Source organism: Cryobacterium sp. 10I1 (genome assembly GCF_035019805.1).
GTDB lineage: Bacteria > Actinomycetota > Actinomycetes > Actinomycetales > Microbacteriaceae > Cryobacterium > Cryobacterium glucosi.
The window spans coordinates 1-23,888 of record NZ_JASJVF010000026.1; the positions used below are offsets into that span (position 1 = coordinate 1).

Sequence of the window (23,888 nt, forward strand, 5' to 3'; positions counted from 1 at the left end):
GGCCGACCTGCTCGGCGAGGACCCCTTCAGCCACGACGTTGCGGAGCACCTGCGCCTGGTGCAGGGGCGCGCCGTCGCACCCGTCGCGATCCCGTCGTCGACGATGACGACGGTGTGACCGCGCACGTCGACCCGTTCCCTGCCCTTGCGCAGCTCCGCGACGCGGGCGTCGAGAATGGCCCGTTCGTGGCGTTCGACCGTCGCGAGCTCGTCCGCGCTGATGCTGGCCATCGAGAGGATGTCCGGGTTGAGTTCCCTGACGCCGTCCTCGCCGATCGCTCCCATCGCGAGTTCCGGCTGGAAGGGAACGCCGAGTTTTCGGACCACGATCACGTCGAGCGGCGCGGCGAGAACCCTCGCGACCTCCGCAGCGACGGGCACCCCTCCCCTGGGCAGGCCGAGCACGATCGTGTCGGTACCCCGCAGGTACTCGAGCCGCTCGGCAAGCTGCCGGCCGGCATCCACCCGGTCACTGAACAGGACCATCGCCCCCACCTCCTCTGGACTGCAGAATCGTTCACCATCATGGTCCGGTGCGGCGAATCGCAATAGGGCGTGTTCGAGACGGGCACGGCCGAAAGCCGATTCATTCCGCGGTCGGAATGAATGCCGGAGGGGTGGCGGATCGCCGAAAGGCGCACCGGCGACCGGGTGGACGAGCGATTCAGACCGCCACGAGCGAGCGAAGTCCGGGGTGGAGGTCGCGCAGGGCGCGCTCGACGCGGGCGTGCAGGGTGAACCCGACGGCGGGACATCCGCTGCAGGAGCCGGTCAGGCGCACCGTGACGACCTCGTCGTGTGCAGAGACGAGCTCGACGACGCCGCCGTGGGAGCGGATGAAGTCGCCGACGCGCCCGGACAGCACGGTGCGGGCCGCCACGGCGAGGTCGGCGTCGCGCGTGCCGGGAGTCCCCGCAACGGCAGGAACCCACTCCGCGGGATTCTCGAGGGCGGCGTGCAGCGCGCTCCGCACCGCCGCGCCCTCCGAGGACCAGCTGCAGGTCGCGGAAAGGCACGTCGTGACGGAGCCGGCACCGACCGTGAGCCCGGTGAGCACGCCGGTGTCGAGCAGGCGACCGAGGTCGCCCGGTGCCGATCGGACGGCACCGGTGAATCCGAGCGAACCGGGCGGCATCACCCAGCGGAGCGCCTCTGGGCGGTCGTGCACGGCTTCCGGGTGCAGCGGGATCATCTCAGGCCGTCCCGGTCGCGAGTGCGACGATACCGTGGACGATCCACGCCGAGCTCCAGGCCAGCACGAACATGTACCCGAACGCGATGGCCGGCCACTTCCAGGTGCCGGTTTCCCGCTTCATCACGCTCACCGTGGACATGCACTGCAGCGCATACACGAAGAAGACCAGAAGCGCGGCGATCGTCGGGGCCGTGAAGACCCGGTCGCCGGCATGGGCGCCGTCGGTGTACGTCATGGCGGAGAGGGCAGCGGACGGGTTGTCCGGGTCGTCGGCTGCGGCGATCTGGCCGAGCGTTGCCACGAAGGTCTCCCGCGCGGAGAGGGAGGCGACGACGCCGATGTTGACGCGCCAGTCGAAGCCGAGCGGCGCGAAGACCGGTTCGACGGCACGGCCGATCGAGGCCGCCGCACTGTGGTCCATCACGAAGGACGTCACCGCGCCCTCATCCGTGACGTCGACACCGGATGCCGTCAGTTCTGCGGTCGAGTGCAACGGGAAGTTCAGGAGGAGCCACAGCACGATCGTCGTGAGCATGACGATCGTTCCGCACTTGCGCAGGAAGGCGCGGGACGAATCCCACATCGTGAGGCAGATGGACCGCAGCGTCGGGACGCGATACGGCGGCATCTCCATGTAGAACGGCATCAGGAGGCCGTTCCGGTCCTGCACGGTCTTCACGATCCAGGCCGCGAGCATGGCAGACACCGCCCCGAGAAAGTAGAGGCAGAACATGATGACGCCCTGGGTCTGCAGCGGGCCGATGCGGGACTCCGGGCTGACGAGCATCCCGATCAGGAGGATGTAGACCGGCAGCCGTGCCGAGCAGGTCATCAGGGGCGCGCCCATCATCGTCGCGATGCGGTCCTTGGCCGACGGCAGCGTGCGGGTCGCCATGATCCCGGGGACCGCGCACGCGAAGGAACTCATCAGCGCGACGAACGCCCGGCCCTCGAGCCCCGCCCGCGACATGATGCGGTCCATCAGGAACGCGGCCCGGCACATGTAGCCGACGCCCTCGAGCAGGGAGATCAGCAGGAACATCAGCATGATCTGCGGGATGAAGACGACGACGGCGCCCACCCCTCCGATGATCGCGTCACCGAGCAGGCCCGCGAGCCAGGGCACCGGCACGAAGACGTCGACCAGTCCGGCGAGCCAGCCGAAGAACGTCTCCACGAGTCCCTGCAGGGGTGCTGCGAAGGAGAAGATGATCTGGAAGAAGGTGACCATGACCGCGATGAAGATCGCGGTGCCCCACACCGGGTGCAGCAGCACCGCGTCGATCCGCTGGGTGGTCTTGTCGGGCTGCGCCGGGCGGTACTCGCTCGCCAAAAGGATGGATTCGGTCCAGGCCTCGAGCTCGGCCGGGTCTGTCGGTGGATCGAGCACGGGCACCGACCAGTTCCGCCAGCCGGCGATCTTCGTGCGGAGTTCGGGGATGCCGATGCGCCGGTTGCCGATCACCCGGACCACCGGCACGCCGAGGGCCCGTTCGAGCCCGGCGATGTCGAGGCGCCCGCCGCGGGTGATGAGTTCGTCGGTGAGGGTCACGGCGATGCACACCGGCCGGTGCAGGCGCAGGACCTGCGACACGAGCCGCAGTGACCGCCAGAGCGTCGTCGCGTCGATCACGACGACCAGGGCGTCGGGCGATTCGACCCCGGTGAGCCGGCCCTGGAGCAGGTCGGTGACGATCTGCTCGTCCGGACTCACCGGCTCGAGGCCATAGGTGCCTGGCAGGTCCTCGACGACGAAATCCTGGCCGCCCGAGCGGAAGACGCCGACGGACCGGCCGACGGTGACGCCGGGATAGTTGCCGGTCTTCGCCCGGAGTCCTGTGAGGGCGTTGAAGATGCTCGTCTTGCCGGCGTTCGGGCTGCCGACGAGCGCCGTGCGCGGGGCGCCGGTGACGACAGTGCCGCCGGTCGGTCCGCCGTGGCAGTCCGGCCCGCTCGATGCGTCCGTCACAGAGTCGTTGTCACGCGGATGCCGCGGGCCTGCGCGAGTCGGAGGCAGATGTCGTAGCCGCGGACCCGGTACACGGCAGGGTCTCCGAGCGGCGCCCGGCGGAGGAGCTCGATCCTGGCGCCGGCGACGAAGCCGAGGTCACCGAGGCGACCGGCGTACGGGGCCGTACCGTGGTCTCCCACATCGATGATGCGGGCAGGCACTCCGATCGGCAGCGCCTCCAGGCCGCAGGGGTTCGACAGCGGAGGTGTGGTGGCCGCAGGCGATCCGTCTACCCGGCTGGACACTCTCACTTCACGTTCTCCTCGGCGTCGTCGGGTCTCCCCGCCGACTGCGGAGGGCTCACCCTCAGCCTAGCTGAAGTTAGGGCAGGCTTACCTACTCCCGCTCCCGGCCGGGTGGGTTCGCCCGCTCGCTCGCTGCGCCTATGCCGGATACTGGGTTCGGAAAGCGGGAGCGAAAATGACAGGAATAACGCCAGGGCGGTACCGGCACTACAAGGGCAATCTGTACGACGTGATCGGCGTCGCCCGGCACTCGGAGACCGAGGAGGAGCTCGTCGTCTACACGGCGCTTTACGGCGATCGTGGCCTGTGGGTGCGTCCCCTGGTGATGTTCCGGGAGTCCGTCAACATCGACGGACAGGCGGTTCCCCGGTTCGCCCCGATCGACACCGACGCCGCAGCGCACTCCGTGCTGGATATCCGGGACTGAATATTCCGAGCTGACATCGTGCTGGAAGCAGCTCTGACACAGGAAAAGCCCCGACCGAAGTCGGGGCTTTTCCTGTCTTGGTGGATCCGAGGGGATTCGAACCCCTGACCCCCTGCATGCCATGCAGGTGCGCTACCAGCTGCGCCACGGACCCAGATTGTGTTTCAGGTTTTCCCCCGAAACAACTTCTCTAGGCTACTACATGCGGAAGCCTGTTGTGACCACTGTCAGTCCTGGACCTTGTGGACGGGCAGTTCGATCGGGATGACGGGGCAGTCCTTCCAGAGTCGCTCGAGGGAATAGTACACGCGCTCCTCCTCGTGGAAGACGTGCACGACGAGGTCGCCGAAGTCGACGAGAACCCAGCGACCCTCAGCGCGGCCTTCGCGGCGCAGCGGCTTGTGACCGGCTGCGGTGAGCTGGTCTTCGATCTCGCCGGCGATGGCGACGACGTTGCGCTCGGAGCGGCCGGTGACGATGAGGAAGATGTCGGTCAGTGGGAGAGGGCTGGAAACGTCGATCGCGACGAGGTCCTCCCCCGCTTTCGAGTCTGCGGCGGCGGCGGCCAGCTTGAGGAGCTCGAGAGCGTGGGCAGAAGCGGTCATCGAATGAATCCCTGTGTTAGTGAAAGCGAGTGAAATGGCATTAAAAGATGTGGAGGAAGTAGCCGACCGCGAACAGGGCCAGCACGCCGACGGCGAGCACGCCGACGGTGACGGTGAGAACGGTGGGAAGCGTGAGTCCGCGCTGTTTCGGCGGGGCCATGACGCCTCGGGTCGACGCGTGGGTGCTGACGGCGCGACTGGCGCTCACCGGGACGATCCCGTTGCGGTGGCCGCCCTCGTCGAGCTGGTCGAGCATGCGGTCCATCTCGGAGGAGTCGTAGACGTTGGGGTGCACCCCGGTTTCGCCGAGGCTGCGTGGCAGGTCGATCGAGCCCGTGATCATGATTTCACCGGTACTCGTCAGCGGACCAGAGGAGTTGCCCTGGTGCGGGATCGAGGGAAGGATCAGCGCGTTCGTCGTGGTCGGGATGCCGCCGGCGCTCACGCCCTGGTTCACCAGCTGGTCGAACGGGGCGAGCGTCTCGAACCCGGGCAGCAGGTCGTTCTCTTCGCCGCGGTCGAGCGACCAGTGCCCGACAGGAGGGTGCAGGGAGCCGGGACGGGTCTCGCCGAGGGGGCTCGGCGCGACGTCGACCATGAAGGCGATGGGTTCCGGCTCGACCGGGCGACCCTGCGGGCGGACATTGTCCTGCTCCTCGGCGGGGGAAGCTGGCGTAGTGAGGGGTCGGGATGCGGTGAGCGTCGCGACGGCCGCGAGCAGGGAATCCTCGGCCGGAGGCGCTTCGGCGGCTTGCAAGGCGCGGAGTTCGCGCCGGGTCAGGGTGTGCTCGCGGACCGGAACGTCCGCGGCAGTCCCGGCGCTGGTTTCACCGGGAGTCTCGACGGCGTCGGTCGTTGCGCCGGATTCCGGCGCCGCCGGGGTTGCAGCTTCGGCTTCAGCTTCGGCTTCAGCTTCGGCTTCAGCTTCGGCTTCGGGAACGAGCTCAGCGAGGATGACGGGTCCGGATTCGGCCGCGGGTCCACCGGTCGACGGCAGGACCAGAAGAGACTCGGGCTCGACAGTGGGGGCATCCGCTGACGGGGCCGCCGGGGTGACCGGTTGCGCGGGCTGCGTGTGGTGCGGGGAATGTTTCTGCGCAGCGGAGGGCGCGTAGGGCTGATGCCCGTTTGCCAACTCGCGCGCTTGACGACGCGTCAGTGGCGGTGGGTTGATACCCAACGTCATGCCACACTCCGATACAGATGATGCTTTGAGATGTACTGGACGACCCCGTCGGGAACCAGATACCAGACCGGGAAACCCCGGTTCACGCGTGCACGGCAGTCGGTGGACGATATCGACAATGCCGGAACTTCCAGCAAGCTTACGTCCTGGTTCGGCAATCCCGAAATGGTGAGCTCATGTCCCGGTCGACTCACAGCGACGAAATGGGCGAGGTCCCAGAGTTCCTGCACGTCTTTCCAGCTCAGGATCTGGCGGATGGCGTCGGCACCGGTGATGAAGAACAGTTCGGCATCAGGGCGCTGGGCGTGCAGGTCGCGCAGGGTGTCGATCGTGTACGTCGGGCCGACCCTGTCGATGTCGACGCGGCTCACGGTGAAACGGGGGTTCGACGCCGTCGCGATCACGGTCATCAGGTAGCGGTGTTCGGTTTCGGTCACGTCGCTCTTCTGCCACGGCTGCCCGGTCGGCACGAAGACGACCTCGTCGAGGTGGAAGCTCTGCGCCACCTCACTCGCGGCGACGAGGTGGCCGTGGTGGATGGGATCGAAGGTGCCGCCCATGACGCCGATGCGGGGGCGGCGCTCAGTCACGGAGACGGTGTCCCTAGTGCTCGTCGACGCGGCCGTGCGCTGCGGCGTATGCGCGCGCCTTTTCGGCGTGGCGGTTGGCGACATCGCGGTAGGACCAGACGACCCCGCCGAGGGCGCCGAAGGTGACCAGGGCAATCAGGCCGTAGACGAACGTCGGCATATACACTCCTTTTCTGCGGGACGGCACGCGTGACGTGCAGTACCGCACCATTCTAGTGGGGCCGTTCGGACTAGGCCCGCACCTGTCCGCTGCCGCGCACGATCCACTTCGTGCTCGTGAGTTCCTGGAGTCCCATCGGGCCTCGGGCGTGCAGTTTCTGGGTGGAGATGCCCACCTCGGCACCGAAGCCGAATTCGCCGCCATCGGTGAACCGGGTCGATGCGTTGACCATGACGGCCGCGGAATCCACTTCGTTCAGGAACCGTTCGGAGTTGACGATGTCGTTCGTGATGATCGACTCGGTGTGGCCCGTCGAATACCGGCGGATGTGCGCGAGCGCCCCATCGAGGCCGGGAACGACCGCGACCGCGAGGTCGAGGCTCATGTATTCCGTCTCCCAGTCGAATTCGGTCGCGGGGACGGCGTCCGGGAAGAGCGCCTGGACGCGGGCGTCGCCGTGGATGGTGACCCCGGAGGCGGCGAGACGACCGAGGACGGCAGGCAGGAGACGGTCAGCGGCGCCCTCGTGGACGAGGAGGGTCTCGACGGCGTTGCAGACGCTCGGGCGCTGCACCTTCGAGTTGTGCACGATCTCGACGGCCCAATCCCGGTTGGCGCTCTCGTCGAGGAAGATGTGCACGACGCCGGCACCGGTCTCGATGACCGGGACCTTCGACTGGGTGACGACGGCATTGATCAGTCCGGCGCTTCCGCGCGGAATGAGCACGTCGACCTGGCCGCGGGCCTGCATGAGTTCGGTCGCGCCCTCGCGCCCGAAGGGATCGATGGTCTGCACCACGTCCCCCGGCAGGCCGACGGAGTCGATGGCCGACTGGAGGAGGGCGACCAGGACCCGGTTGGTGTTCTCGGCGGCGGATCCGCCGCGGAGGACGACGGCGTTGCCGCTCTTGAGCGCGAGCGCCGCGATATCGACGGACACGTTGGGCCGCGCCTCGTAGATGACGCCGACGACGCCGAAGGGCACCCGCACCTGGCTGATCTTCACACCGTTGGGCAGGCTGCTGCCGCGGACGACCTCGCCGACGGGGTCGGTCAGGAGTGCAATCTGGAGCACGGCGTCCGCGAGGCCGGCCACGCGGGCCTCATCGAGGGTGAGCCGGTCGAGGAGACCGGTACTGAGTCCGTTTGCGGCGCCGGCGGCGAGGTCGTCACGGTTCGCCGCGAGGATGTCTGCCGTGTTCCTGCGCAGGGAGTCCGCGATCGCGGTGAGCGCCCTGTTCTTCTGCGAGGTCGGAGTGGACGCGAGGACGATCGAGGCCCTGCGCGCCGCATCGAGGGTCAGGGTGAGCCGGAGGGAGTCGACGGGTGACTGCAGCATGCCGGTAGTTTACGGCACGTTTCCCACCCCCGCGGGGCCAGGACCGGACAGGTTACAGCCGGGGAGTCGGTTCGAACCAGGTGCCGACGTAGTCGCCGCGCAGGGCCTGGGCGACGAGCCCTGTCGAGGTGACCAGCACGGCCGTTCCTGCTTCCGCTGCAATCCGGGCCGCTGACACCTTCGTACCGGCCCCCCCGGTGCCGACACCGGAGGAGCTCGCGCCGAATTCCACGCCGGGAAGCCGGTCGCCTGCCGCGATGTGCGGGATGCGTTCCGCCCCTGGGAGATGCGGCGGGCGGGTGTAGAGGGCGTCGACGTCGCTCAGCAGCACGAGGAGGTCGGCTCCGATCAGGGTCGCGACGAGGGCCGCGAGCCTGTCGTTGTCGCCGAAGCGGATCTCGTGGGTGGCGACGGTGTCGTTCTCGTTCACGATCGGGAGGATCCGCAGCCCGAGCAGCCGGTTCATCGCGCGGCGCGCATTGGACCGGTGTGACGGGTTCTCGAGGTCGCCGGCGGTGAGCAGCACCTGCCCGGCGATGATCGAGTAGCGACGGAGACTGTCCTGGTAGCGGAAGATCAGGAGGTTCTGGCCGACGGAGGCCGCGGCCTGCTGGGTTGCGAGGTCGGTGGGCCGTTCCTCGAGGTTGAGGTACGGCATCCCGGTCGCGATCGCACCGGAGGAGACCAGGACGATCTCGGCGCCGCGGGCGTGCGCCTCGGCGAGGGCGTCGACGAGCGGGGAGATCTGCGACACGTTCGCTCCGCTGATCGAGGATGACCCGACCTTCACGACGATGCGTGCCGCCGTCTTGATGTCGTCCCGCCCGAGGACGCTCACTCGGAGTCTTCCTGGCTGCTTTCCGAGCCTGCTGGGGCGCTCTCGCCGTTGTACTCGACCTCGCCAGAGGTCCACATTCCGGCGTCGCGCTCGCGGATGAGCTCGGCACGGGCGGCCGCCTTGGCGTCCATCCGGCCGAAGTACTCTTCCCGGCGCTCGCTGCTCGTGCGACGCTTCGAGTCGTCGAGGCGGGTGTCGGTGCCGCGGGGGGCCGTGATGAGCTCCGCCGTCGACGTGAGAGTGGGCTCCCAGTCGAAGACGACACCGTTGCCTGCGCCGATGATCACGGTCGAGCCGGCGACGGCTCCCGCCTTGAAGAGTTCGTTCTCGATGCCGAGCTTGGCCAGGCGGTCGGCGAGGAAGCCGACGGCCTCGTCGTTGGTGAAGTCGGTCTGCTGCACCCAGCGCTCGGGCTTGGTGCCGATGATGCGGTAGATGTTGCCGAACGAGCCGCCCTCGACCTTGACGACGAAACCGCTGTCGTCGACGGCCTTGGGACGGATGATGATGCGCGGCTTGGCCGCGAGTGCGGCGGCGGACTCGATGCGGCCTGCTTCGACGAGTTCGGCGAGGGCATAGTTCAGCTGGCGGAGGCCCTCGTGGCTGACGGTGGAGATCTCGAAGACGCGGTAGCCGCGGGCTTCGAGGTCTGCCTTGACGAAGTCCGCGAGTTCGCGGGCCTCTGGAACGTCGATCTTGTTGAGCGCGACCAGCTGGGGACGGTCGAGGAGGGGTTTCTGGCCTTCGGGAACCGGGTAGGCGCCGAGTTCTCCGAGGATCACGTCGAGGTCGCTGAGCGGGTCGCGGTCGGGGTCGAGGGTCGCGCAGTCGAGGATGTGCAGGAGAGCTGTGCAGCGTTCGACGTGGCGCAGGAATTCGAGGCCGAGGCCCTTGCCCTCGCTCGCGCCCTCGATCAGGCCGGGAACGTCTGCCACCGTGTAGCGCACCTCGCCGGCGTCGACGACGCCCAGGTTCGGGAACAGGGTCGTGAAGGGGTAGTCGGCGATCTTGGGCCTCGCGGCGGACATGGCCGCGATCAGGCTGGACTTGCCTGCGGAGGGATAGCCGACGAAGGCGACGTCCGCAACGGTCTTGAGCTCGAGCTGGACATCGCCTTCCCAGCCGTAGGTGCCGAGGAGTGCGAAACCGGGGGCCTTGCGCTTCGAGGAGGCGAGTGCGGCGTTGCCGAGCCCGCCCTGGCCGCCGGGGGCCACGACGATCCGGAAACCCGGTTCGGTCATGTCGGCGAGTTCGTTGCCGTCGACGTCCTTGACGACGGTGCCGAGGGGTACGGAGAGTTCCATGATCTCGCTGCTGAAACCGGCGCGGTGGTCGCCCATGCCGGGACCGCCGTTGACGGAGCTGCGGTGCGGGGACCGGTGGAAGCCGAGGAGCGTGGTCACCTGGGGATCGGCGACGAGCACGATGTCGCCGCCGTTTCCGCCGTTGCCGCCGTCGGGGCCGGCCAGGGGCTTGAACTTCTCCCGCTTGACGGACACACAGCCGTTGCCGCCGTTGCCCGCGCGCAGGTGCAGCGTGACCTGGTCAACGAATGTGGCCATGGGGGTGCCCCTTTCAGGTGGCGTAAAACAAGCAGAGGGCGAGCCGAAGCCCGCCCTCACGCTTACAGATTGTGGATGCCTACGCGGCAGCCACCACGATGTTGACGACCTTGCGGCCACCCTTCGCGCCGAACTCGACCGAGCCGGCCTCGAGGGCGAACAGCGTGTCGTCGCCACCGCGGCCGACGTTCACGCCGGGGTGGAAGTGGGTGCCGCGCTGGCGGACGATGATCTCGCCCGCTCCGACAACCTGACCACCGAAGCGCTTCACGCCGAGGCGCTGGGCGTTGGAGTCGCGACCGTTGCGAGTGGAACTCGCACCTTTTTTGTGTGCCATTTGTTCTGCTCCTCGGGCCTAGGCGATGCCGGTGACCTGAACGCGAGTGAGCTCCTGACGGTGCCCCTGACGCTTCTTGTAACCGGTCTTGTTCTTGAACTTCTGGATGACGATCTTCGGGCCGCGGAGGTCGTTGAGGACCTCGGCGGTCACGGTGACTTTGGCCAAAGACTTCGAGTCAGAGGTGATCTTGTCGCCATCGACGAGGAGCACTGCGGCCAGCTCGACGTTGCCGTCCTTGTCAGCCTTGATTCGGTCCATCGTTACGATGGTCCCGACCTCTACCTTCTCCTGCCGCCCACCGGCGCGCACAACTGCGTAAACCACGTTACGTACCTATCTCTGGGGAGCCGTGAGGCCCCGATTCCTATGATGGAAAGTTACTGCGTAAACGGCCCAAGTCGGCCCGTCTCTGTCAGAAAACCTTAGGTGTCAGCGCGGGCTCAGGCCCAACGCACACCAACAGTCGAGTTTAGCTGATCAACCTGCCCCGGTCAAACTGGGGCTGGGATCGACCGGGGATCGCCTGCTCCCCCGGCACAACGCTGCGGGGAACATACAATCTTGGTATGACCGTGTTGATAGATCAGCCTACATGGCCTGCGCACGATACGGTCTGGTCGCACCTCGTCAGCGACGTGTCGCTCGAAGAATTGCACGGTTTCGCCGCGGCGAACGGCATTCCCCTGCGGGGTTTCGACCTGGACCACTATGACGTGCCCGCGCACCGCTACGAGGCCCTCGTGGCGGCTGGGGCGCTTCCGGTGGGCAACAGGGAGCTCGTGCTGCGCTTGCGCGCGAGCGGGCTCCGCGTGTCCGGACGCGAACGCTCCGGACGCTGAACCCACCGCGGCCCGGCGGCGTGTCTCGGCGTGTCGCGGGTACGGAAAACGGCGGCCGACCGAAGTCGACCGCCGTACGGCCCCGATGTCCCTGGGCTCGTGCTGAACTAGTTCTGCGTCTCCCGTGCCGGCAGCACGATGGGCTGCGCGTTCGACGTCGAGCCGCCGGCCGTCGTGACCCTGCGGCTGCGCGAGCGGCCCTGGCCGGGCTGCTTGGGCTCAGGGAGCGACTCGAGCACCGAGTCGAGCAGCTGGTCGGTGACCTGCTTGCTCACGGTACGACGGGCGCGGGACGACTTCCGCACCGGGATGTCGAGGATCTCGACGGAACCGGTGTTGGCCTCCGTCAGGTCCGCGGCAACGGCCTGGGTGATGCTCGGCGCCTCCACGGGGGCGGATGCCTCGGCGACGGGCGTGACCGTGGGCTCGACCGGGGCTGTGGACTCGTTCGCGTGCACCTCCTGCTCTGCGGAGACGGGGACGGACGCGGGGGCATCCGGCACGTGGATGATCGGGATGGACCCGGTCAGGGCGCGCGGGATGGTCCTGGCCGCGATCAGGGCGAGTGCGTGCTTGGCGTCCTCGGTGATCCCGTGCGTGCCCGATGTGGCCTTCGCCTGCTCGGACACGGAGCCGTTGGTGCCGGAGTTACCGCCGCGGTGGCCGTTGTTGCCGCCGTTGCCGTTCCCGTTGCCGCCGTTGCTCCCGTTGCCGTTGCCGTTGCCGTTGCCGTTGTCGTTGCCTGAGTTGCCCGACTTGCTGCGCGGGCGGCGCTCCTGGGGCGGCTGGGCGGTCTGGCGGTGCTTGGTGACGGGGTCGTGGTGGATGACGACTCCGCGGCCCGCACAGGCCTCGCAGTTCTCGCTGAACGACTCGAGGAGTCCCAGTCCGAGCTTCTTGCGTGTCATCTGCACAAGCCCGAGCGAGGTGACCTCCGCGACCTGGTGCTTGGTGCGGTCGCGGCTCAGGCATTCGAGCAGGCGGCGCAGCACGAGGTCGCGGTTGGTCTCGAGGACCATGTCGATGAAGTCGACGACGATGATGCCGCCGATGTCGCGCAGCCGGAGCTGACGCACGATCTCCTCTGCGGCCTCGAGGTTGTTCTTCGTGACGGTTTCCTCGAGGTTGCCGCCGGAACCGACGAACTTGCCCGTGTTGACGTCGACGACGGTCATCGCCTCTGTGCGGTCGATCACGAGGGAACCGCCGGAGGGCAGCCAGACCTTGCGGTCGAGGGCCTTCTCGATCTGCTCGGAGATGCGGTACTCGTCGAAGGCGTCGTTTTCGCCCTCGTAACGCTCGACGCGGTCGACGAGGTCGGGGGCGACCTGGCCGAGGTAGGTCTGGATCGTCTCGCGGGCTTCGTCCCCGGAGATGACCATCTTCTGGAAGTCCTCGTTGAAGACGTCGCGCACGATCTTGATCAGCAGGTCGGGCTCACCGTGCAGCAGCGCGGGGGCCTGGACAGTGTCGACGAGCTTGGAGATGGATGCCCACTGCTCGGTGAGGCGGTTGACGTCGAGCGTCAGCTGCTCGTCGGTGGCACCTTCCGCGGCGGTACGCACAATCACGCCGGTGTTGTCCGGCAGGACCTCTTTGAGGATCTTCTTGAGGCGGGCACGCTCGGTGTCCGGAAGCTTGCGGCTGATGCCGTTCATCGAGCCGTTCGGCACGTAGACGAGGTACCGGCCGGGAAGCGAGACCTGGCTCGTGAGCCGGGCGCCCTTGTGGCCGATCGGGTCCTTCGTGACCTGGACGAGCACCTTGTCGCCTGGCTTGAGCGCGAGCTCGATCCGACGCGCCTGGTTGCTGTTGGCGGCATGTTCCGCCGCGGCCTCCCAGTCGACCTCACCGGAGTACAGCACGGCGTTGCGGCCGCGTCCGATGTCGACGAAGGCGGCTTCCATGCTCGGGAGCACGTTCTGTACCCGGCCGAGGTACACATTCCCGATCAGGGATGCGTCCTGGTTCTTGGCGACGTAGTGCTCGACGAGTACGCCGTCCTCGAGGACGCCGATCTGGATCTTGTTGTGTTTGGCCCGCACGACCATGACCCGGTCGACCGATTCACGGCGGGCGAGGAACTCGGCCTCCGTGATGACCGGACGGCGACGCCCGGCGTCGCGGCCGTCGCGGCGGCGCTGCTTCTTGGCCTCGAGGCGGGTCGAGCCCTTGATCCGCTGCGGCTCGGTGATGAGCTCGGGTTCGCGCGGAACGCGGACCCGGACGACGGTGTTGGCGGGGTCGTCGGCACCGGAGCGGTTCTCGTCGCCTGGCCTGCGGCGGGCGCGGCGGCGGACGGTCGACGTCTCGTCCGGGTACTCATCGCGGTCCGAGCGGCCGTCGGGACGGTTGTCCGAGCGGCTGTCCGAGCGGTTGCGGTCGTGACGGTTCTCCGCGCCGTTGTCCTGGCGGTTGCCCGAGCGGCTGTCCTGACGATCCCCGTCTGGGCGGTTGCCGTCCTGACGATCGTCGAAGGCACGCGAATCGTCGCGCCTGGCTCCGGCACGTGCCGGAAGCGGCACGATGTTCGGCGCCTGGAAAAGAAGAGAGGTCGAGGGCCTGCGAACCGGCTGTGCGGGTTCGACGGGCGGAGTCGGCTGGTCCACGGTGGTGTCCTGTTCGGCTGGGGTCGTCGCGGTGGACGCCCAGGGTGCGGGCTCCCCCTCGAGGAATGGTGCTGTCGGTGCCTCCACGGCGTCTGTCGCGGCGCCGGGTACCGTGGCCGGTGCTTCCGTTGGCGCGATCGCCGCGGCGGCTACACGCCGACGGCGGGATCCGAACAGACCTTTGCGTTTTTTGGTGTTTTCGTTGTCTTCCACCATTACTGGTGCGCTCCTTGACCGTTTTGGGCGACCGCGCCACCCATCCGGCTACTCTCTCGTGCGAGAAAAACGCTTGCGCGTCCACCTCGGGAATCCTCTTCGTTCGCAACCGGCTCTTGGCTCTGGCTGCTAATACCTTTGGTCGTGGGACCAATGAATCTGGGCTGTTACGGCCCATTAAGCCTTCTCTGGCTGTGCTTGAGCGCGGCCCAAGCATCCGTGTTGATTATCGCATGTATTGTTCAGGATCGAGTGCGAGGCGCATGACATAATCCTGAGGTGCAACAGACCGAGCAATCCAGGCGCCCCACCGGGCTCGCCATCTTCATGATCATCGGGGGTGCGATCGCCCTCGCGGCGGCCTTCGCGCTGACCCTGGACAAGATCGCCATCCTCGAGGATCCGCAGGCGCAGCTATCCTGCAACTTCAGCGTGCTCGTCGGCTGCAGCACCAACCTCGGTTCCTGGCAGGGTGCGCTGTTCGGTTTCCCGAACCCGTTGATCGGACTCATCGCCTGGACGGTCGTCATCACGATCGGCGCCGCGATCCTCGCTGGCGCCCGGTTCGCCCGCTGGTTCTGGATCGGACTGAACGCCGGCGTGGCGCTCGCGCTCGTCTTCGTGATCTGGCTGATGGGCCAGAGCTTCTTCGTGCTCGACGTGCTCTGCCCGTGGTGCATGGTGACCTGGGTCGTCACGATCCCGATGTTCCTGGCCGTGACCCTCTACAACCTCAGGACGGGCACCCTCCCGGTTCCGGCCGGGGTGCGGCGCTTCGCCGCCGGCGCCTCCTCGTGGATCGTCGTCATCACGATCGGCTGCTACCTCGTGGCCGCAACAGTCGCCCAGCTCAAGATGGACTTCCTGCACCGCCTCTAGAACTGGACCGCCTCCAGCCGGGCGGATGCCGACCGTCGCCTTAACCGCAGAGTGTCGCCGTTCCTCCGCCTGGTTTCGGCGGGGACGGCGACACTCGGCGCGACGGGGCTGCGGTTCTAGTCGAACCAGAGCGCCAGTTCGCGGGACGCGGACTCTGGCGAGTCTGAACCGTGTACGAGGTTCTGCTGGACCTTGGAACCCCAGTCGCGGCCGAGGTCGCCGCGGATCGTGCCGGGTGCTGCGGTCGTGGGATCGGTCGTGCCCGCGAGGGAGCGGAAGCCCTCGATGACGCGTTCGCCGGCGATGCGGATCGCGAGGATCGGCCCGCTCTCCATGAACTCGACGAGGGGCTCGAAGAAGGGCTTGCCCGCGTGCTCCGCGTAGTGCTCGGCGAGAAGCGAACGGTCGGCCTGCACGAGCTTGATGTCGACGAGGGAGTATCCCTTCTGCTCGATGCGTCGCAGGATCTCTCCGGAGAGGTTGCGTGCGACGCCGTCGGGCTTCACCAGGACGAGGGTTTCTTGGACCGGGGTACTCATGAGTTCTCCTTGTTGTTGTCTAGTCTCGAGCCGGTGACCATGCAGTATGCCCACATGCCGGTGAACAGTGCGCCGACGATGAACATGGCCGGGTTGACGAACCCGGTCAGGACGATGATGGCCTGGACGATCCAGCCGATCGCGTATGACCAGTTGTGGCGGAGCAGGCCGATCGTCGCGACCATGACGAGGCAGAGCAGTACTCCCCCGCCGAGGGCGAGCCAGGCCGGCAGCGAGCCGAGCCCGAAGAGCAGCAGCGCCGCGAGGAACACGATGATCGTCTCGAAGCCGAGCACGATCGACGCGAGCGACTCGCGCACAGACCGGTTCCGCCGCGAACGCGGGGCGTCGGTCATTTCTTGAGCCACTCCCTGGCTACGGCGAGCGACAGGGCCTCGCCGACCAGGGTGATCGAACCGGTGACGATCACGCCGCGACGTGGGGCGTCTGCGGCCCAGGTCCTCGCGGCGTCGAGGGCGTCGGCGACGTCGTCGAAGCGGCTGACGGCATCCTCGTCCGTTCCGGCCGCGACGATGTCGGCGAGGTCGTCGACGGGGATCGCCCGGTCGGACTGGGACTGGGTGACGTGGAACCGGGTCACGACGGGAGCGAGCGCCGCGACGATGCCCGCTGCGTCCTTGTCGGCGAGGATCCCGATCACGGCGACGACCTCATCGAAGTGGAAGTAGGTGCCGAGTGCCTCGGCGAGGGCGCCGGCCCCGTGCGGGTTGTGCGCGGCATCCACGAGCACGGTCGGTTCGATGCCGATCAGCTGCAGCCGCCCGGGTGAGGTCGCGGTCGCGAGCCCCTCCGTGAGGATGTCGTGGTCGAGCGGGCGGGTGCCCGCGCCGAGGAAGGACTCGACGGCGGCGATCGCGACGGCAGCGTTGTGCGCCTGGTGGGTGCCGTACATCGGCAGGAACAGGTCGGGGTATGTCGCGGCGAGGCCGCGCACCGTGATGAGCTGCCCGCCGACGCCGACCTGGCTGTCGAGCAGGGCGAACTCTTCCCCCTCGCTCGCGAGGGTCGATTCGGTCAGTTCGACGGCGCGTTCCAGTTCGGCCTGCACGGTCTCGGCCTGCCGGGCGCTGATGACGGATGCCGCAGGCTTGATGATCCCTGCCTTGGTGCGGGCGATCTCCGCGACGGTGCTTCCGAGCCGCTTGGTGTGATCGAGCGCGACCGGGGTGACGACGGCGACGAGGCCGTCGGCCACGTTCGTGGAGTCCCATTCGCCGCCCATGCCGACCTCGATCACGGCGACATCGACGGGAGCGTCCGCGAAGCAGGCGAAGGCGAGCACGGTGAGGGCTTCGAAGAAAGTGAGCGGCTCCTCGTTCTTCGCACCGAGCTCGGCGTCCACCATCGCGAGGTACGGCTGGATGTCCTCCCAGTTCGCGGCGAGGGCGCGGTCGCTGATCGGTTCCCCGTCGATCACGATCCGTTCGTTGAGGCGGACCAGGTGCGGGCTCGTCATCATGCCGGTGCGCAGTCCGTACGCGCGCAGGATGCTCTCGGTGATCCGGCTCGTGCTGGTCTTCCCGTTGGTGCCCGTGATGTGGATCACCGGGTAGGTGGCCTGCGGGTCGCCGAGCAGTTCGACGACCCGCCGGGTCGGGGCGAGCCGCGGTCGTGGAGCGGCTTCGCCGACCCGGTCGAGGAGGGCTGCGAAGACGGCCTCTCCCGCGTCGCGGTACTCGTCGTCTTCGGGCAGGTTCTGGTCCATCGAATCAGACATTCACGATTCCGTTCTCTCGGGCGACGGCGACGAGCACCGGCCCGCGGTTGGCGTAGTGGCCGGCCTCGAAGCGCACGTAGTGCTCGACGGGGGCCCCCGCGAGCTGTTCCAGCCACTCGGAGGGCACCGTGCCCGCGAGGATGGCCGGGTCGACCTCGGTCGGGGCGTGCGCGGCGAAGCGCACGGTGAGCGTTTCCGCGGCCACGTCGACGCCCGGCGCGAGGCGCAGGGTGTCGAGGTCGGCCTGGTCGAAGAAGACGAGGTCGAGGCGGATCCGGTCCGCGACGAAGAATCCTGCCGACTTGCGGGTGTCCTGCACGGCGCGGATCAGGTCGCGGGCGAAACCCTCGGCCTCGAGCTCCGGCGTGGTCACGGTGTCGAGCAGCACGAATCCGCCGCCCTGGAGCAGCGCGAGGGCGGGTCCGGTCTGCTCGACTGCCGCGGATGCCGCGTCGGTGTTGCCCGCCCCTGTGCCCGCCTGCAGCACGAGTTCGTATTCGCCGGCCTCGAGCGCGATGCCGCCTGCGGTCACGATCCCGTCGGTTTCGCTCCAGTCGCCGCTGCGCGCGGCCTTGATCGCGGCCTGCACCTGCTTGCCGAGCCGGGGCCCGGCCGCGCGGGCGTTGACGGTGAGCCGGGAGGTGATGCCGTAGTTCGCCGCGCTGTCCTCGGCGAGTTCGACGAGGTTCACGCTCTTCACGTTGAGCTCGTCGCGCAGGATCGCCTCGAACGGGGCGAGTGCCGCCGTTCCGGTCGTGACGACGGTGAGCTGCGCGAGCGGCAGCCGCACGCGCAGGCCCGCCTGCTTGCGCAGCGAGAGCACGGTGGAGCTGATCGTGCGGATCTGGTCCATCGCGGTGACGAGCCCGTGGTCCGACGGGAAGAGGCCGGCGTCCGGCCAGTCCGTCAGGTGCACGCTGCGGCCAGCGGTCAATCCCTGCCAGATCCGCTCGGTGACGAGCGGCAGAAGCGGCGCGGCGACCCGGCAGACGGTCTCGAGCACGGTGTACAGGGTGTCGAAGGCTTCCGTGGCCGTACCGCCGGCGACGGCGCCGGTCCAGAAGCGGTCCCGGGAGCGCCGCACGTACCAGTTGGTCAGCACGTCGGCGAAGTCGCGGAGGCGGGCGGTCGCCTGGGTCGAATCGAGCGCCTCGAGGTCGCTCGTGACGTCGACGATGAGGTCGCGGGTCTTCGCGAGCAGGTACCGGTCGAGCACGTCGGTCGAGTCGGTGCGCCAGACGGCGTCGTAGCCGTTCTCCCCCGAGGCGTTGGCGTAGAGCGAGAAGAAGTACCAGGTGCTCCAGAGCGGCAGCATCACCTGGCGGGTGGCCTCCCGGATGCCCTCCTCCGTGACGATGAGGTTGCCGCCGCGCAGTACGGATGAGCTCATCAGGAACCAGCGCATCGCGTCGCTTCCATCGCGGTCGAAGACCTCGAAGACGTCGGGGTAGTTGCGCAGCGACTTCGACATCTTCTGGCCGTCGTTGCCGAGCACGATGCCGTGGCTCACGACGTTGGTGAACGCCGGCCGGTCGAAGAGAGCGGTCGAGAGCACGTGCAGCAGGTAGAACCAGCCGCGGGTCTGGCCGATGTACTCGACGATGAAGTCGGCGGGGTTGTGGGTGTCGAACCAGTCGCGGTTCTCGAAGGGGTAGTGCACGGCCGCGAACGGCATCGACCCGGAGTCGAACCAGACGTCGAGCACGTCGGTGATCCGGCGCATCGTGGAAGCCCCGGTGGGGTCGTCCGGGTTCGGCCGGGTGAGCTCGTCGATGTACGGGCGGTGCAGGTCGGTCGGGCGCACCCCGAAGTCGGCTTCGAGCTCGTCGAGCGAGCCGTAGACATCCGTGCGGGGGTAGTTCGGGTCGTCGCTCTTCCAGACCGGGATCGGCGAGCCCCAGTACCGGTTGCGGCTGATCGACCAGTCGCGGGCGTTGCCGATCCACTTGCCGAACTGGCCGTCCTTGACGTTCTCCGGCACCCAGGTGACGTCCTGGTTGAGTTCGACCATGCGGTCGCGGAACTCGGTGACGCGCACGAACCAGCTCGACACCGCCTTGTAGATCAGCGGGTTGCGGCAGCGCCAGCAGTGCGGGTACGAGTGCTCGTAGCTGGCCTGGCGCAGCAGCCGGCCCTCGGCCTTGAGCATCTGGGTGAGCGGCTTGTTCGCGTCTGACCACAGCAGGCCGGCGACCTCCGGCACGTCGGAGAGGAACTTGCCGCCCTCGTCGAGGGAGATGATCACGGGGATACCGGCGGCCTCGCAGGCCTTCTGGTCCTCTTCACCGTACGCGGGCGCCTGGTGCACGATGCCGGTGCCGTCTGCGGTCGTGACGTAGTCAGCGAGCAGGATCGTCCAGGCCTTCTGGGTGTTCCAGACGGATGCGTCGGCGTAGTAGTCGAAGAGACGGTCGTATGCGACACCCTCGAGTTCGCGTCCCGTGACCGTGCGCGCAACGGCCGCGGAGGCCTCCTCAGGCGTGTCGTAGCCGAGGTCCTTGGCGTAGTTGCCGACGAGGTCGATCGCGATCAGGTACTCGGCGCCGAGGACGGACACGTCCACGCGGGCGTCGTCGCTGCCGGTGACCGACTCCTCGCGGAGCACGGTCGCGTCTGGCGTGCCGTTCGGACCGGCCGGGACGACGGCGTAGACGATGTCCGGCCCGACGGCGAGGGCGAGGTTGGTCGGCAGGGTCCAGGGGGTCGTCGTCCACGCGAGGGCGCGCACCGCGGTGAGGCCGAGGGCTTCCGCCTTCGTGCCCACGAGCGGGAACGTCACGGTGACGGTCTGGTCCTGGCGCATCTTGTAGACGTCGGCATCCATGCCGAGCTCGTGGTTGGAGAGCGGCGTCTGGTCGCGCCAGCAGTACGGAAGCACCCGGTAGCCCTCGTAGGCGAGGCCCTTGTCGTGCAGGGTCTTGAACGCCCAGATCACGGATTCCATGAAGGTGATGTCGAGGGTCTTGTAGTCGTTCTCGAAGTCGACCCAGCGGGCCTGGCGGTTGACGTAGCGCTGCCAGTCGTCGGTGTACTTGAGCACGGAGTCGCGGGCGACCTTGTTGAAGGCGGCGATGCCGAGCTTCTCGATGTCGGCCTTGTCGGTGATTCCGAGCTGCCGTTCGGCCTCGAGCTCGGCGGGGAGGCCGTGGGTGTCCCAGCCGAAGCGGCGGTGCACGAGCTTGCCGCGCATGGTCTGGAAGCGCGGGAACAGGTCCTTCGCGTAACCGGTGAGGAGGTGCCCGTAGTGCGGCACGCCGTTCGCGAAGGGCGGGCCGTCGTAGAAGACCCACTCCGGCGCATCCGCCCGGTTGTCGATCGACGCCTGGAAGGTACCGTCGGCCGCCCAGTACGCGAGCACCTCTGTCTCGATCGCCGGGAAGTTCGGCGAGGGCACGATGGGGGCGGATGCGGCGAGCGCGGCCTGCTCGGGTGCTGCGGCCTGGTCGTCTGCTGCGGGGAAGGGCGGGGCTTTGGGGTACACGTGCATCTCCTGGACAAAAGGGGCCGACAGGCCCTGTTCCACGAGGACGCCGACTCCGGGAAGACTCGACGCGGTACCACCTCGCTTGCCGTCTTCGTGCTGTGACGACCGCTTGTTCAGAGGCTGTGACGGGCCCGACCCGTTCGGTTCTACCAGGGGTCCGCCTTTCGACGGTTCCCGTTCTTCCGAAGACTCACCGGTGATGGCCGGATCACTGTCATGCGAGCGCAATTCTATCCCGTCGGAGCGATACTTACGGGAATTTCGGGCCGGACCGTGATGTTTTACGATGGGACCCGGCCCGGCCCCGCTACGCCGAGAGAGATTCCTTCCCCATGCCCCCTCTGGTTCACCACTCCCGCGTGCCGCGTTCGCTCGTCGCCGTCGCCACCCTCGCCCTGCTCCTGACCGGGTGTTCCGCATCCCCGCAGGCCACGGAGAGCACCGCTCCCGTCTCCGGCGGCACGCTCAACTACGCCTCCGGCGATGCCGAACCGACGTGCCTCGACCCGCACGTCGGCGGCAACTATCCGCAGGCCCTCGTCGGCACCCAGTTCCTGGAGTCGCTCGTCTCCCGCGACAGCGCGGGCACGATCATCCCGTGGCTCGCGTCGAGCTGGTCGCAGAGCGCCGACGGCCTCGCCTGGGACTTCACCCTCCGCGAGAACGTGACCTTCACCGACGGGACGCCCTTCGACGCGGCGGCCGTGCAGGCGAACATCGCGCACGTGCAGGACCCGAAGACGGGATCGTCGACCGGGTACCTCGCCGTGCGGAAGGTGGTGTCGACATCCGTCGTCTCCCCCACCGTGGTGCGCCTGACCCTGAGCGAACCAGACAGTGCCCTGCTCGAGTCACTCAGCCAGCCGTGGCTCGCGATGGAGTCGCCGACGGCGCTCGCCCGCAGCCAGGACGAGAACTGCGCGGCCCCGGTCGGGACCGGTCCGTTCACGGTCGCCTCCTGGGTCAAGCAGGACGCGATCACCCTCGTCAGGAACGACGCGTACACCTCCCCGCCTGCCGACGCCGCCCACACCGGGCCCGCCTACCTCGACTCCATCGTCTGGCGGTTCATCCCCGACTCGGCCTCCCGCTACGCCGCCCTGCAGTCCGGCGCCGTCGACGTGATCGACAACGCCCAGCCGGACACCATCGTGCAGGCCGGGAAGAGCAGCACCATCCGCCACCTCGACGCGCCCCGGCCTGGCGCATCCAACCGGATCGAGCTGAACTCGGGCAGGGCCCCGTTCAACGACCCGCTCGTGCGCGAGGCCTTCGTCCGTGCCTCCGACGTCGACTCCGCGGTTGCGAGCCTGTTCCAGGGCACGGCGACCCGCTCGTTCTCGGCGCTCTCGAGCATCGAGCCGCTCGGGGTGTCCCGGCCGGACCTGTTCGGCTACGACCCCGAGGCCGCCGCCACCCTTCTCGACGAGGCCGGCTGGACCGGTCGGGACTCCGACGGGTACCGCACGAAGGGCGGCGTGCGCCTGTCCGTCGTCTTCCCGGTGAGCACCAACCAGTCGATCCCGGCGGAGCAGTCCCTGTTCGAGCAGCTGCAGGCGACCGCGAAGGCCGTGGGCTTCGACGTGGTGCTCTCGCTGCTCGACCTGTCGGCCTGGTACACCGCCCTCGGTTCGAACTCCTATGATGCGGTGAGCGCGCCGTACACGAAGGTGGGCCCCGACGTGCTCCGCACCCTCTTCGACTCGGCCGGCATCGTGCCGGCCCCGAGCGGGTACTTCGCCAACCACGCCCAGGTCAACGACCCCGAGGTCGACGCCTGGCTGACCGAGGCCTCCCAGACGGCGGATGCACCCAAGCGCGCCGCACTGTACGCCCAGGCGCAGAACCGTGTCCTCGAGGGCTTCTACGTGCTGCCGCTGTACGACCAGCAGAACCATTACCTGCTCTCCTCCGTCGTCTCGGGCACCCGGGCGATGCCGACGGTGTCGACGCCCACGTTCTACGACGCGTGGCTGAACCGGTAACCGGAGCCCACCCGGCCGGCCTCTCCCGGCCGGCCGTACTGCGGCGCGCCCTGCCGCGTCGAGCCCTGCTGCGAGCGATGGCCCGGCTCGGCGGGGCCGTCCTCGTGCTCTGGCTCGTCGCGACCGTCACCTTCTTCGCGATGCGGCTCGTCCCCGGCGACCCGGCGGAGGCCGTGCTCGGCGGACCGGGATCGCAGACCTCGCCGGAAGCGCTCGCGGCGGTGCGGGCCCAGTACGGCCTCGACCAGCCGCTCCCTGTGCAGTACGTCGCCGAGCTCGGCCGCCTCGTCACGGGCGACCTCGGCCGTTCGTACGCGCTCCGCGTCCCCGTCGCGCCGCTCCTGCTCGGGCAGCTCGGTGGCACCCTGCTTCTCGCCGTGCTCTCCCTGCTGCTCGCGTGGCTGTTCGCGATCGGCCTCGCCCTGTTCTCCACCCGCGCAGGCCGCTGGGGGCGGATGCTCGGTTCCGGCCTCGAAATCGGCGCGGCCGCCCTGCCGCACTTCTGGCTCGCGAGCGCGCTCATCGTGGTGTTCAGTAGCTGGCTCGGCGTGCTGCCGCCGGTCAGCACCCCAGGCCCTGCCGGACTCGTGCTGCCCGTGCTGACCCTCGCCATCCCGCTCGCCGGTTTCCTCGGCCAGCTCATGCGGGAGTCGATGCTCACGGCGCTCGAAGCCCCGTTCGTCGTCTCCGCGCGGGCCAGGGGGGAAAGTGAGGGCGGCATCCGCCGGGTGCACGTGCTGCGGCACGCGAGCCTGCCCGGGATCAGCCTCTCCGGCTGGGCGTTCGGTTCGCTGATCAGCGGGGCCGTCGTCGTCGAGACGATCTTCGCCAGGCCGGGACTCGGCCGCACCCTGCTGAACGCCGTCACGGTGCGGGACGTGCCTGTCGTGATCGGTGTCGTGCTGTTCGTCGCCGCCGCTTACATCCTGATGACCCTTCTGACCGATATCGCCCAGCGGATCGCCGACCCGAGGCTGCGGCGCGCATGAGCGACCTCGAGATCCAGGCCGGCCTCGCCGGGGCTGCGGCGCGGCGACCCGGCAGACGGTCTCGAGCACGGTGTACAGGGTGTCGAAGGCTTCCGTGGCCGTACCGCCGGCG

At 68.3% G+C, this 23,888-nt stretch carries 23 protein-coding genes and 1 tRNA gene; 5 read left to right on the forward strand and 19 right to left on the reverse strand.

Translation table 11 applies throughout. The features are described 5' to 3' along the window. The 4 genes from QN345_RS04385 to QN345_RS04400 form a co-directional block, all read right to left on the reverse strand. Positions 1-486 (reverse strand): phosphoribosyltransferase (locus QN345_RS04385; RefSeq protein ID WP_323508472.1); only part of this gene is annotated, 486 nt, incomplete at its 3' end. A gap of 178 nt (positions 487-664) precedes the next feature. Then, positions 665-1,192, reverse strand: coding sequence for a NifU family protein (locus QN345_RS04390; RefSeq protein WP_134559802.1), 528 nt, complete (start codon positions 1,190-1,192; stop codon positions 665-667). A 1-nt stretch (position 1,193) separates the two neighbouring features. Further along, positions 1,194-3,164, reverse strand: a complete 1,971-nt coding sequence (gene feoB, locus QN345_RS04395; protein WP_134559800.1) for a ferrous iron transporter B — start codon at positions 3,162-3,164, stop codon at positions 1,194-1,196. Beyond that, complete coding sequence (locus QN345_RS04400) at positions 3,161-3,457, reverse strand: FeoA family protein (RefSeq protein ID WP_241975426.1); 297 nt, start codon at positions 3,455-3,457, stop codon at positions 3,161-3,163. The genes feoB and QN345_RS04400 overlap by 4 nt, the downstream gene beginning before the upstream one ends. A gap of 169 nt (positions 3,458-3,626) precedes the next feature. Between QN345_RS04400 and QN345_RS04405 the strand changes: the two genes are divergently transcribed. Beyond that, positions 3,627-3,878: a DUF1653 domain-containing protein gene (locus QN345_RS04405; RefSeq protein ID WP_322189735.1), complete on the forward strand. Its 252-nt coding sequence runs from the start codon at positions 3,627-3,629 to the stop codon at positions 3,876-3,878. A gap of 78 nt (positions 3,879-3,956) precedes the next feature. Here the strand turns inward: QN345_RS04405 and QN345_RS04410 are convergent. From QN345_RS04410 to rplU, 10 genes are all read right to left on the reverse strand, one after another. Next, a tRNA-Ala gene (locus tag QN345_RS04410) sits at positions 3,957-4,032 on the reverse strand. 73 nt (positions 4,033-4,105) lie between these two features. Beyond that, positions 4,106-4,483, reverse strand: a complete 378-nt coding sequence (rsfS, locus tag QN345_RS04415) for a ribosome silencing factor (RefSeq protein WP_134447942.1) — start codon at positions 4,481-4,483, stop codon at positions 4,106-4,108. A gap of 40 nt (positions 4,484-4,523) precedes the next feature. Next, on the reverse strand, positions 4,524-5,618 hold the full coding sequence (locus tag QN345_RS04420; protein WP_322189736.1) for a hypothetical protein: 1,095 nt from the start codon (positions 5,616-5,618) through the stop codon (positions 4,524-4,526). A 47-nt stretch (positions 5,619-5,665) separates the two neighbouring features. Next, the gene (nadD, locus tag QN345_RS04425) at positions 5,666-6,259 is read right to left on the reverse strand and encodes a nicotinate-nucleotide adenylyltransferase (RefSeq protein ID WP_255454114.1); all 594 of its coding nucleotides are present in this window, start codon (positions 6,257-6,259) and stop codon (positions 5,666-5,668) included. 13 nt (positions 6,260-6,272) lie between these two features. Further along, positions 6,273-6,419 (reverse strand): hypothetical protein, encoded by a 147-nt coding sequence (locus QN345_RS04430; protein WP_241975425.1) that lies wholly within the window; start codon positions 6,417-6,419, stop codon positions 6,273-6,275. Between the two features lie 70 nt (positions 6,420-6,489). Then, entirely contained in the window at positions 6,490-7,758 is a 1,269-nt protein-coding gene (locus tag QN345_RS04435) for a glutamate-5-semialdehyde dehydrogenase (RefSeq protein WP_322189737.1), read from the reverse strand. A gap of 52 nt (positions 7,759-7,810) precedes the next feature. After that, positions 7,811-8,596, reverse strand: coding sequence for a glutamate 5-kinase (gene proB / locus QN345_RS04440; protein ID WP_134447932.1), 786 nt, complete (start codon positions 8,594-8,596; stop codon positions 7,811-7,813). Further along, entirely contained in the window at positions 8,593-10,158 is a 1,566-nt protein-coding gene (obgE, locus tag QN345_RS04445; protein WP_134447930.1) for a GTPase ObgE, read from the reverse strand. Before obgE ends, proB begins: the two co-directional genes overlap by 4 nt. 79 nt (positions 10,159-10,237) lie before the next feature. Next, a complete protein-coding gene (gene rpmA, locus QN345_RS04450) occupies positions 10,238-10,495 on the reverse strand; it encodes a 50S ribosomal protein L27 (protein ID WP_066595878.1) in 258 nt (85 codons plus the stop codon). An 18-nt stretch (positions 10,496-10,513) separates the two neighbouring features. Next, a complete protein-coding gene (gene rplU / locus QN345_RS04455) occupies positions 10,514-10,822 on the reverse strand; it encodes a 50S ribosomal protein L21 (protein WP_134447928.1) in 309 nt (102 codons plus the stop codon). Positions 10,823-11,064: 242 nt separating this feature from the next. Here rplU and QN345_RS04460 point away from each other — a divergent pair, with 242 nt between their 5' ends. Next, positions 11,065-11,337 (forward strand): DUF4031 domain-containing protein, encoded by a 273-nt coding sequence (locus QN345_RS04460; protein ID WP_134447926.1) that lies wholly within the window; start codon positions 11,065-11,067, stop codon positions 11,335-11,337. 107 nt (positions 11,338-11,444) lie between these two features. On the opposite strand, the gene QN345_RS04465 is transcribed toward QN345_RS04460, so the two are convergent. Continuing rightward, positions 11,445-14,162: an Rne/Rng family ribonuclease gene (locus tag QN345_RS04465; RefSeq protein ID WP_322189738.1), complete on the reverse strand. Its 2,718-nt coding sequence runs from the start codon at positions 14,160-14,162 to the stop codon at positions 11,445-11,447. A gap of 279 nt (positions 14,163-14,441) precedes the next feature. Between QN345_RS04465 and QN345_RS04470 the strand changes: the two genes are divergently transcribed. Beyond that, a complete protein-coding gene (locus QN345_RS04470) occupies positions 14,442-15,041 on the forward strand; it encodes a vitamin K epoxide reductase family protein (RefSeq protein ID WP_241975424.1) in 600 nt (199 codons plus the stop codon). A gap of 116 nt (positions 15,042-15,157) precedes the next feature. Here QN345_RS04470 and ndk read toward each other — a convergent pair whose 3' ends face one another. The 4 genes from ndk to ileS are packed head-to-tail and all read right to left on the reverse strand — an operon-like array spanning position 15,158 to position 20,805. Then, positions 15,158-15,580 carry a nucleoside-diphosphate kinase gene (ndk, locus tag QN345_RS04475; RefSeq protein ID WP_134447922.1) on the reverse strand — a complete coding sequence of 141 codons (423 nt, stop codon included), beginning with the start codon at positions 15,578-15,580 and terminating at the stop codon, positions 15,158-15,160. Continuing rightward, positions 15,577-15,936: a DUF4233 domain-containing protein gene (locus QN345_RS04480; protein WP_322189739.1), complete on the reverse strand. Its 360-nt coding sequence runs from the start codon at positions 15,934-15,936 to the stop codon at positions 15,577-15,579. Before QN345_RS04480 ends, ndk begins: the two co-directional genes overlap by 4 nt. Then, positions 15,933-17,318 carry a bifunctional folylpolyglutamate synthase/dihydrofolate synthase gene (locus tag QN345_RS04485; RefSeq protein WP_241985048.1) on the reverse strand — a complete coding sequence of 462 codons (1,386 nt, stop codon included), beginning with the start codon at positions 17,316-17,318 and terminating at the stop codon, positions 15,933-15,935. The genes QN345_RS04480 and QN345_RS04485 overlap by 4 nt, the downstream gene beginning before the upstream one ends. After that, positions 17,311-20,805: an isoleucine--tRNA ligase gene (gene ileS, locus QN345_RS04490; RefSeq protein WP_322189843.1), complete on the reverse strand. Its 3,495-nt coding sequence runs from the start codon at positions 20,803-20,805 to the stop codon at positions 17,311-17,313. The genes QN345_RS04485 and ileS overlap by 8 nt, the downstream gene beginning before the upstream one ends. Positions 20,806-21,134: 329 nt before the next feature. Between ileS and QN345_RS04495 the strand changes: the two genes are divergently transcribed. Both QN345_RS04495 and QN345_RS04500 read left to right on the forward strand, forming a co-directional pair. After that, positions 21,135-22,787, forward strand: a complete 1,653-nt coding sequence (locus QN345_RS04495) for an ABC transporter substrate-binding protein (RefSeq protein ID WP_322189740.1) — start codon at positions 21,135-21,137, stop codon at positions 22,785-22,787. A gap of 77 nt (positions 22,788-22,864) precedes the next feature. After that, positions 22,865-23,776, forward strand: coding sequence for an ABC transporter permease (locus tag QN345_RS04500; protein ID WP_322189844.1), 912 nt, complete (start codon positions 22,865-22,867; stop codon positions 23,774-23,776). The last annotated feature ends 112 nt before the right edge of the window (positions 23,777-23,888 follow it).

Bases quoted from the DNA above. Each gene is read 5' to 3' on its own strand.
- QN345_RS04390 (WP_134559802.1), bottom strand. From the start codon at position 1,192: ATGATCCCGCTGCACCCGGAAGCCGTGCACGACCGCCCAGAGGCGCTC.
- QN345_RS04405 (WP_322189735.1), top strand. From the start codon at position 3,627: ATGACAGGAATAACGCCAGGGCGGTACCGGCACTACAAGGGCAATCTG.
- rsfS (WP_134447942.1), bottom strand. From the start codon at position 4,483: ATGACCGCTTCTGCCCACGCTCTCGAGCTCCTCAAGCTGGCCGCCGCC.
- QN345_RS04430 (WP_241975425.1), bottom strand. From the start codon at position 6,419: ATGCCGACGTTCGTCTACGGCCTGATTGCCCTGGTCACCTTCGGCGCC.
- QN345_RS04435 (WP_322189737.1), bottom strand. From the start codon at position 7,758: ATGCTGCAGTCACCCGTCGACTCCCTCCGGCTCACCCTGACCCTCGAT.
- obgE (WP_134447930.1), bottom strand. From the start codon at position 10,158: ATGGCCACATTCGTTGACCAGGTCACGCTGCACCTGCGCGCGGGCAAC.
- rpmA (WP_066595878.1), bottom strand. From the start codon at position 10,495: ATGGCACACAAAAAAGGTGCGAGTTCCACTCGCAACGGTCGCGACTCC.
- QN345_RS04460 (WP_134447926.1), top strand. From the start codon at position 11,065: ATGACCGTGTTGATAGATCAGCCTACATGGCCTGCGCACGATACGGTC.
- QN345_RS04465 (WP_322189738.1), bottom strand. From the start codon at position 14,162: ATGGTGGAAGACAACGAAAACACCAAAAAACGCAAAGGTCTGTTCGGA.
- ndk (WP_134447922.1), bottom strand. From the start codon at position 15,580: ATGAGTACCCCGGTCCAAGAAACCCTCGTCCTGGTGAAGCCCGACGGC.
- QN345_RS04480 (WP_322189739.1), bottom strand. From the start codon at position 15,936: ATGACCGACGCCCCGCGTTCGCGGCGGAACCGGTCTGTGCGCGAGTCG.
- QN345_RS04485 (WP_241985048.1), bottom strand. From the start codon at position 17,318: ATGTCTGATTCGATGGACCAGAACCTGCCCGAAGACGACGAGTACCGC.
- ileS (WP_322189843.1), bottom strand. From the start codon at position 20,805: ATGCACGTGTACCCCAAAGCCCCGCCCTTCCCCGCAGCAGACGACCAG.
- QN345_RS04495 (WP_322189740.1), top strand. From the start codon at position 21,135: ATGCCCCCTCTGGTTCACCACTCCCGCGTGCCGCGTTCGCTCGTCGCC.
- QN345_RS04500 (WP_322189844.1), top strand. From the start codon at position 22,865: ATGGCCCGGCTCGGCGGGGCCGTCCTCGTGCTCTGGCTCGTCGCGACC.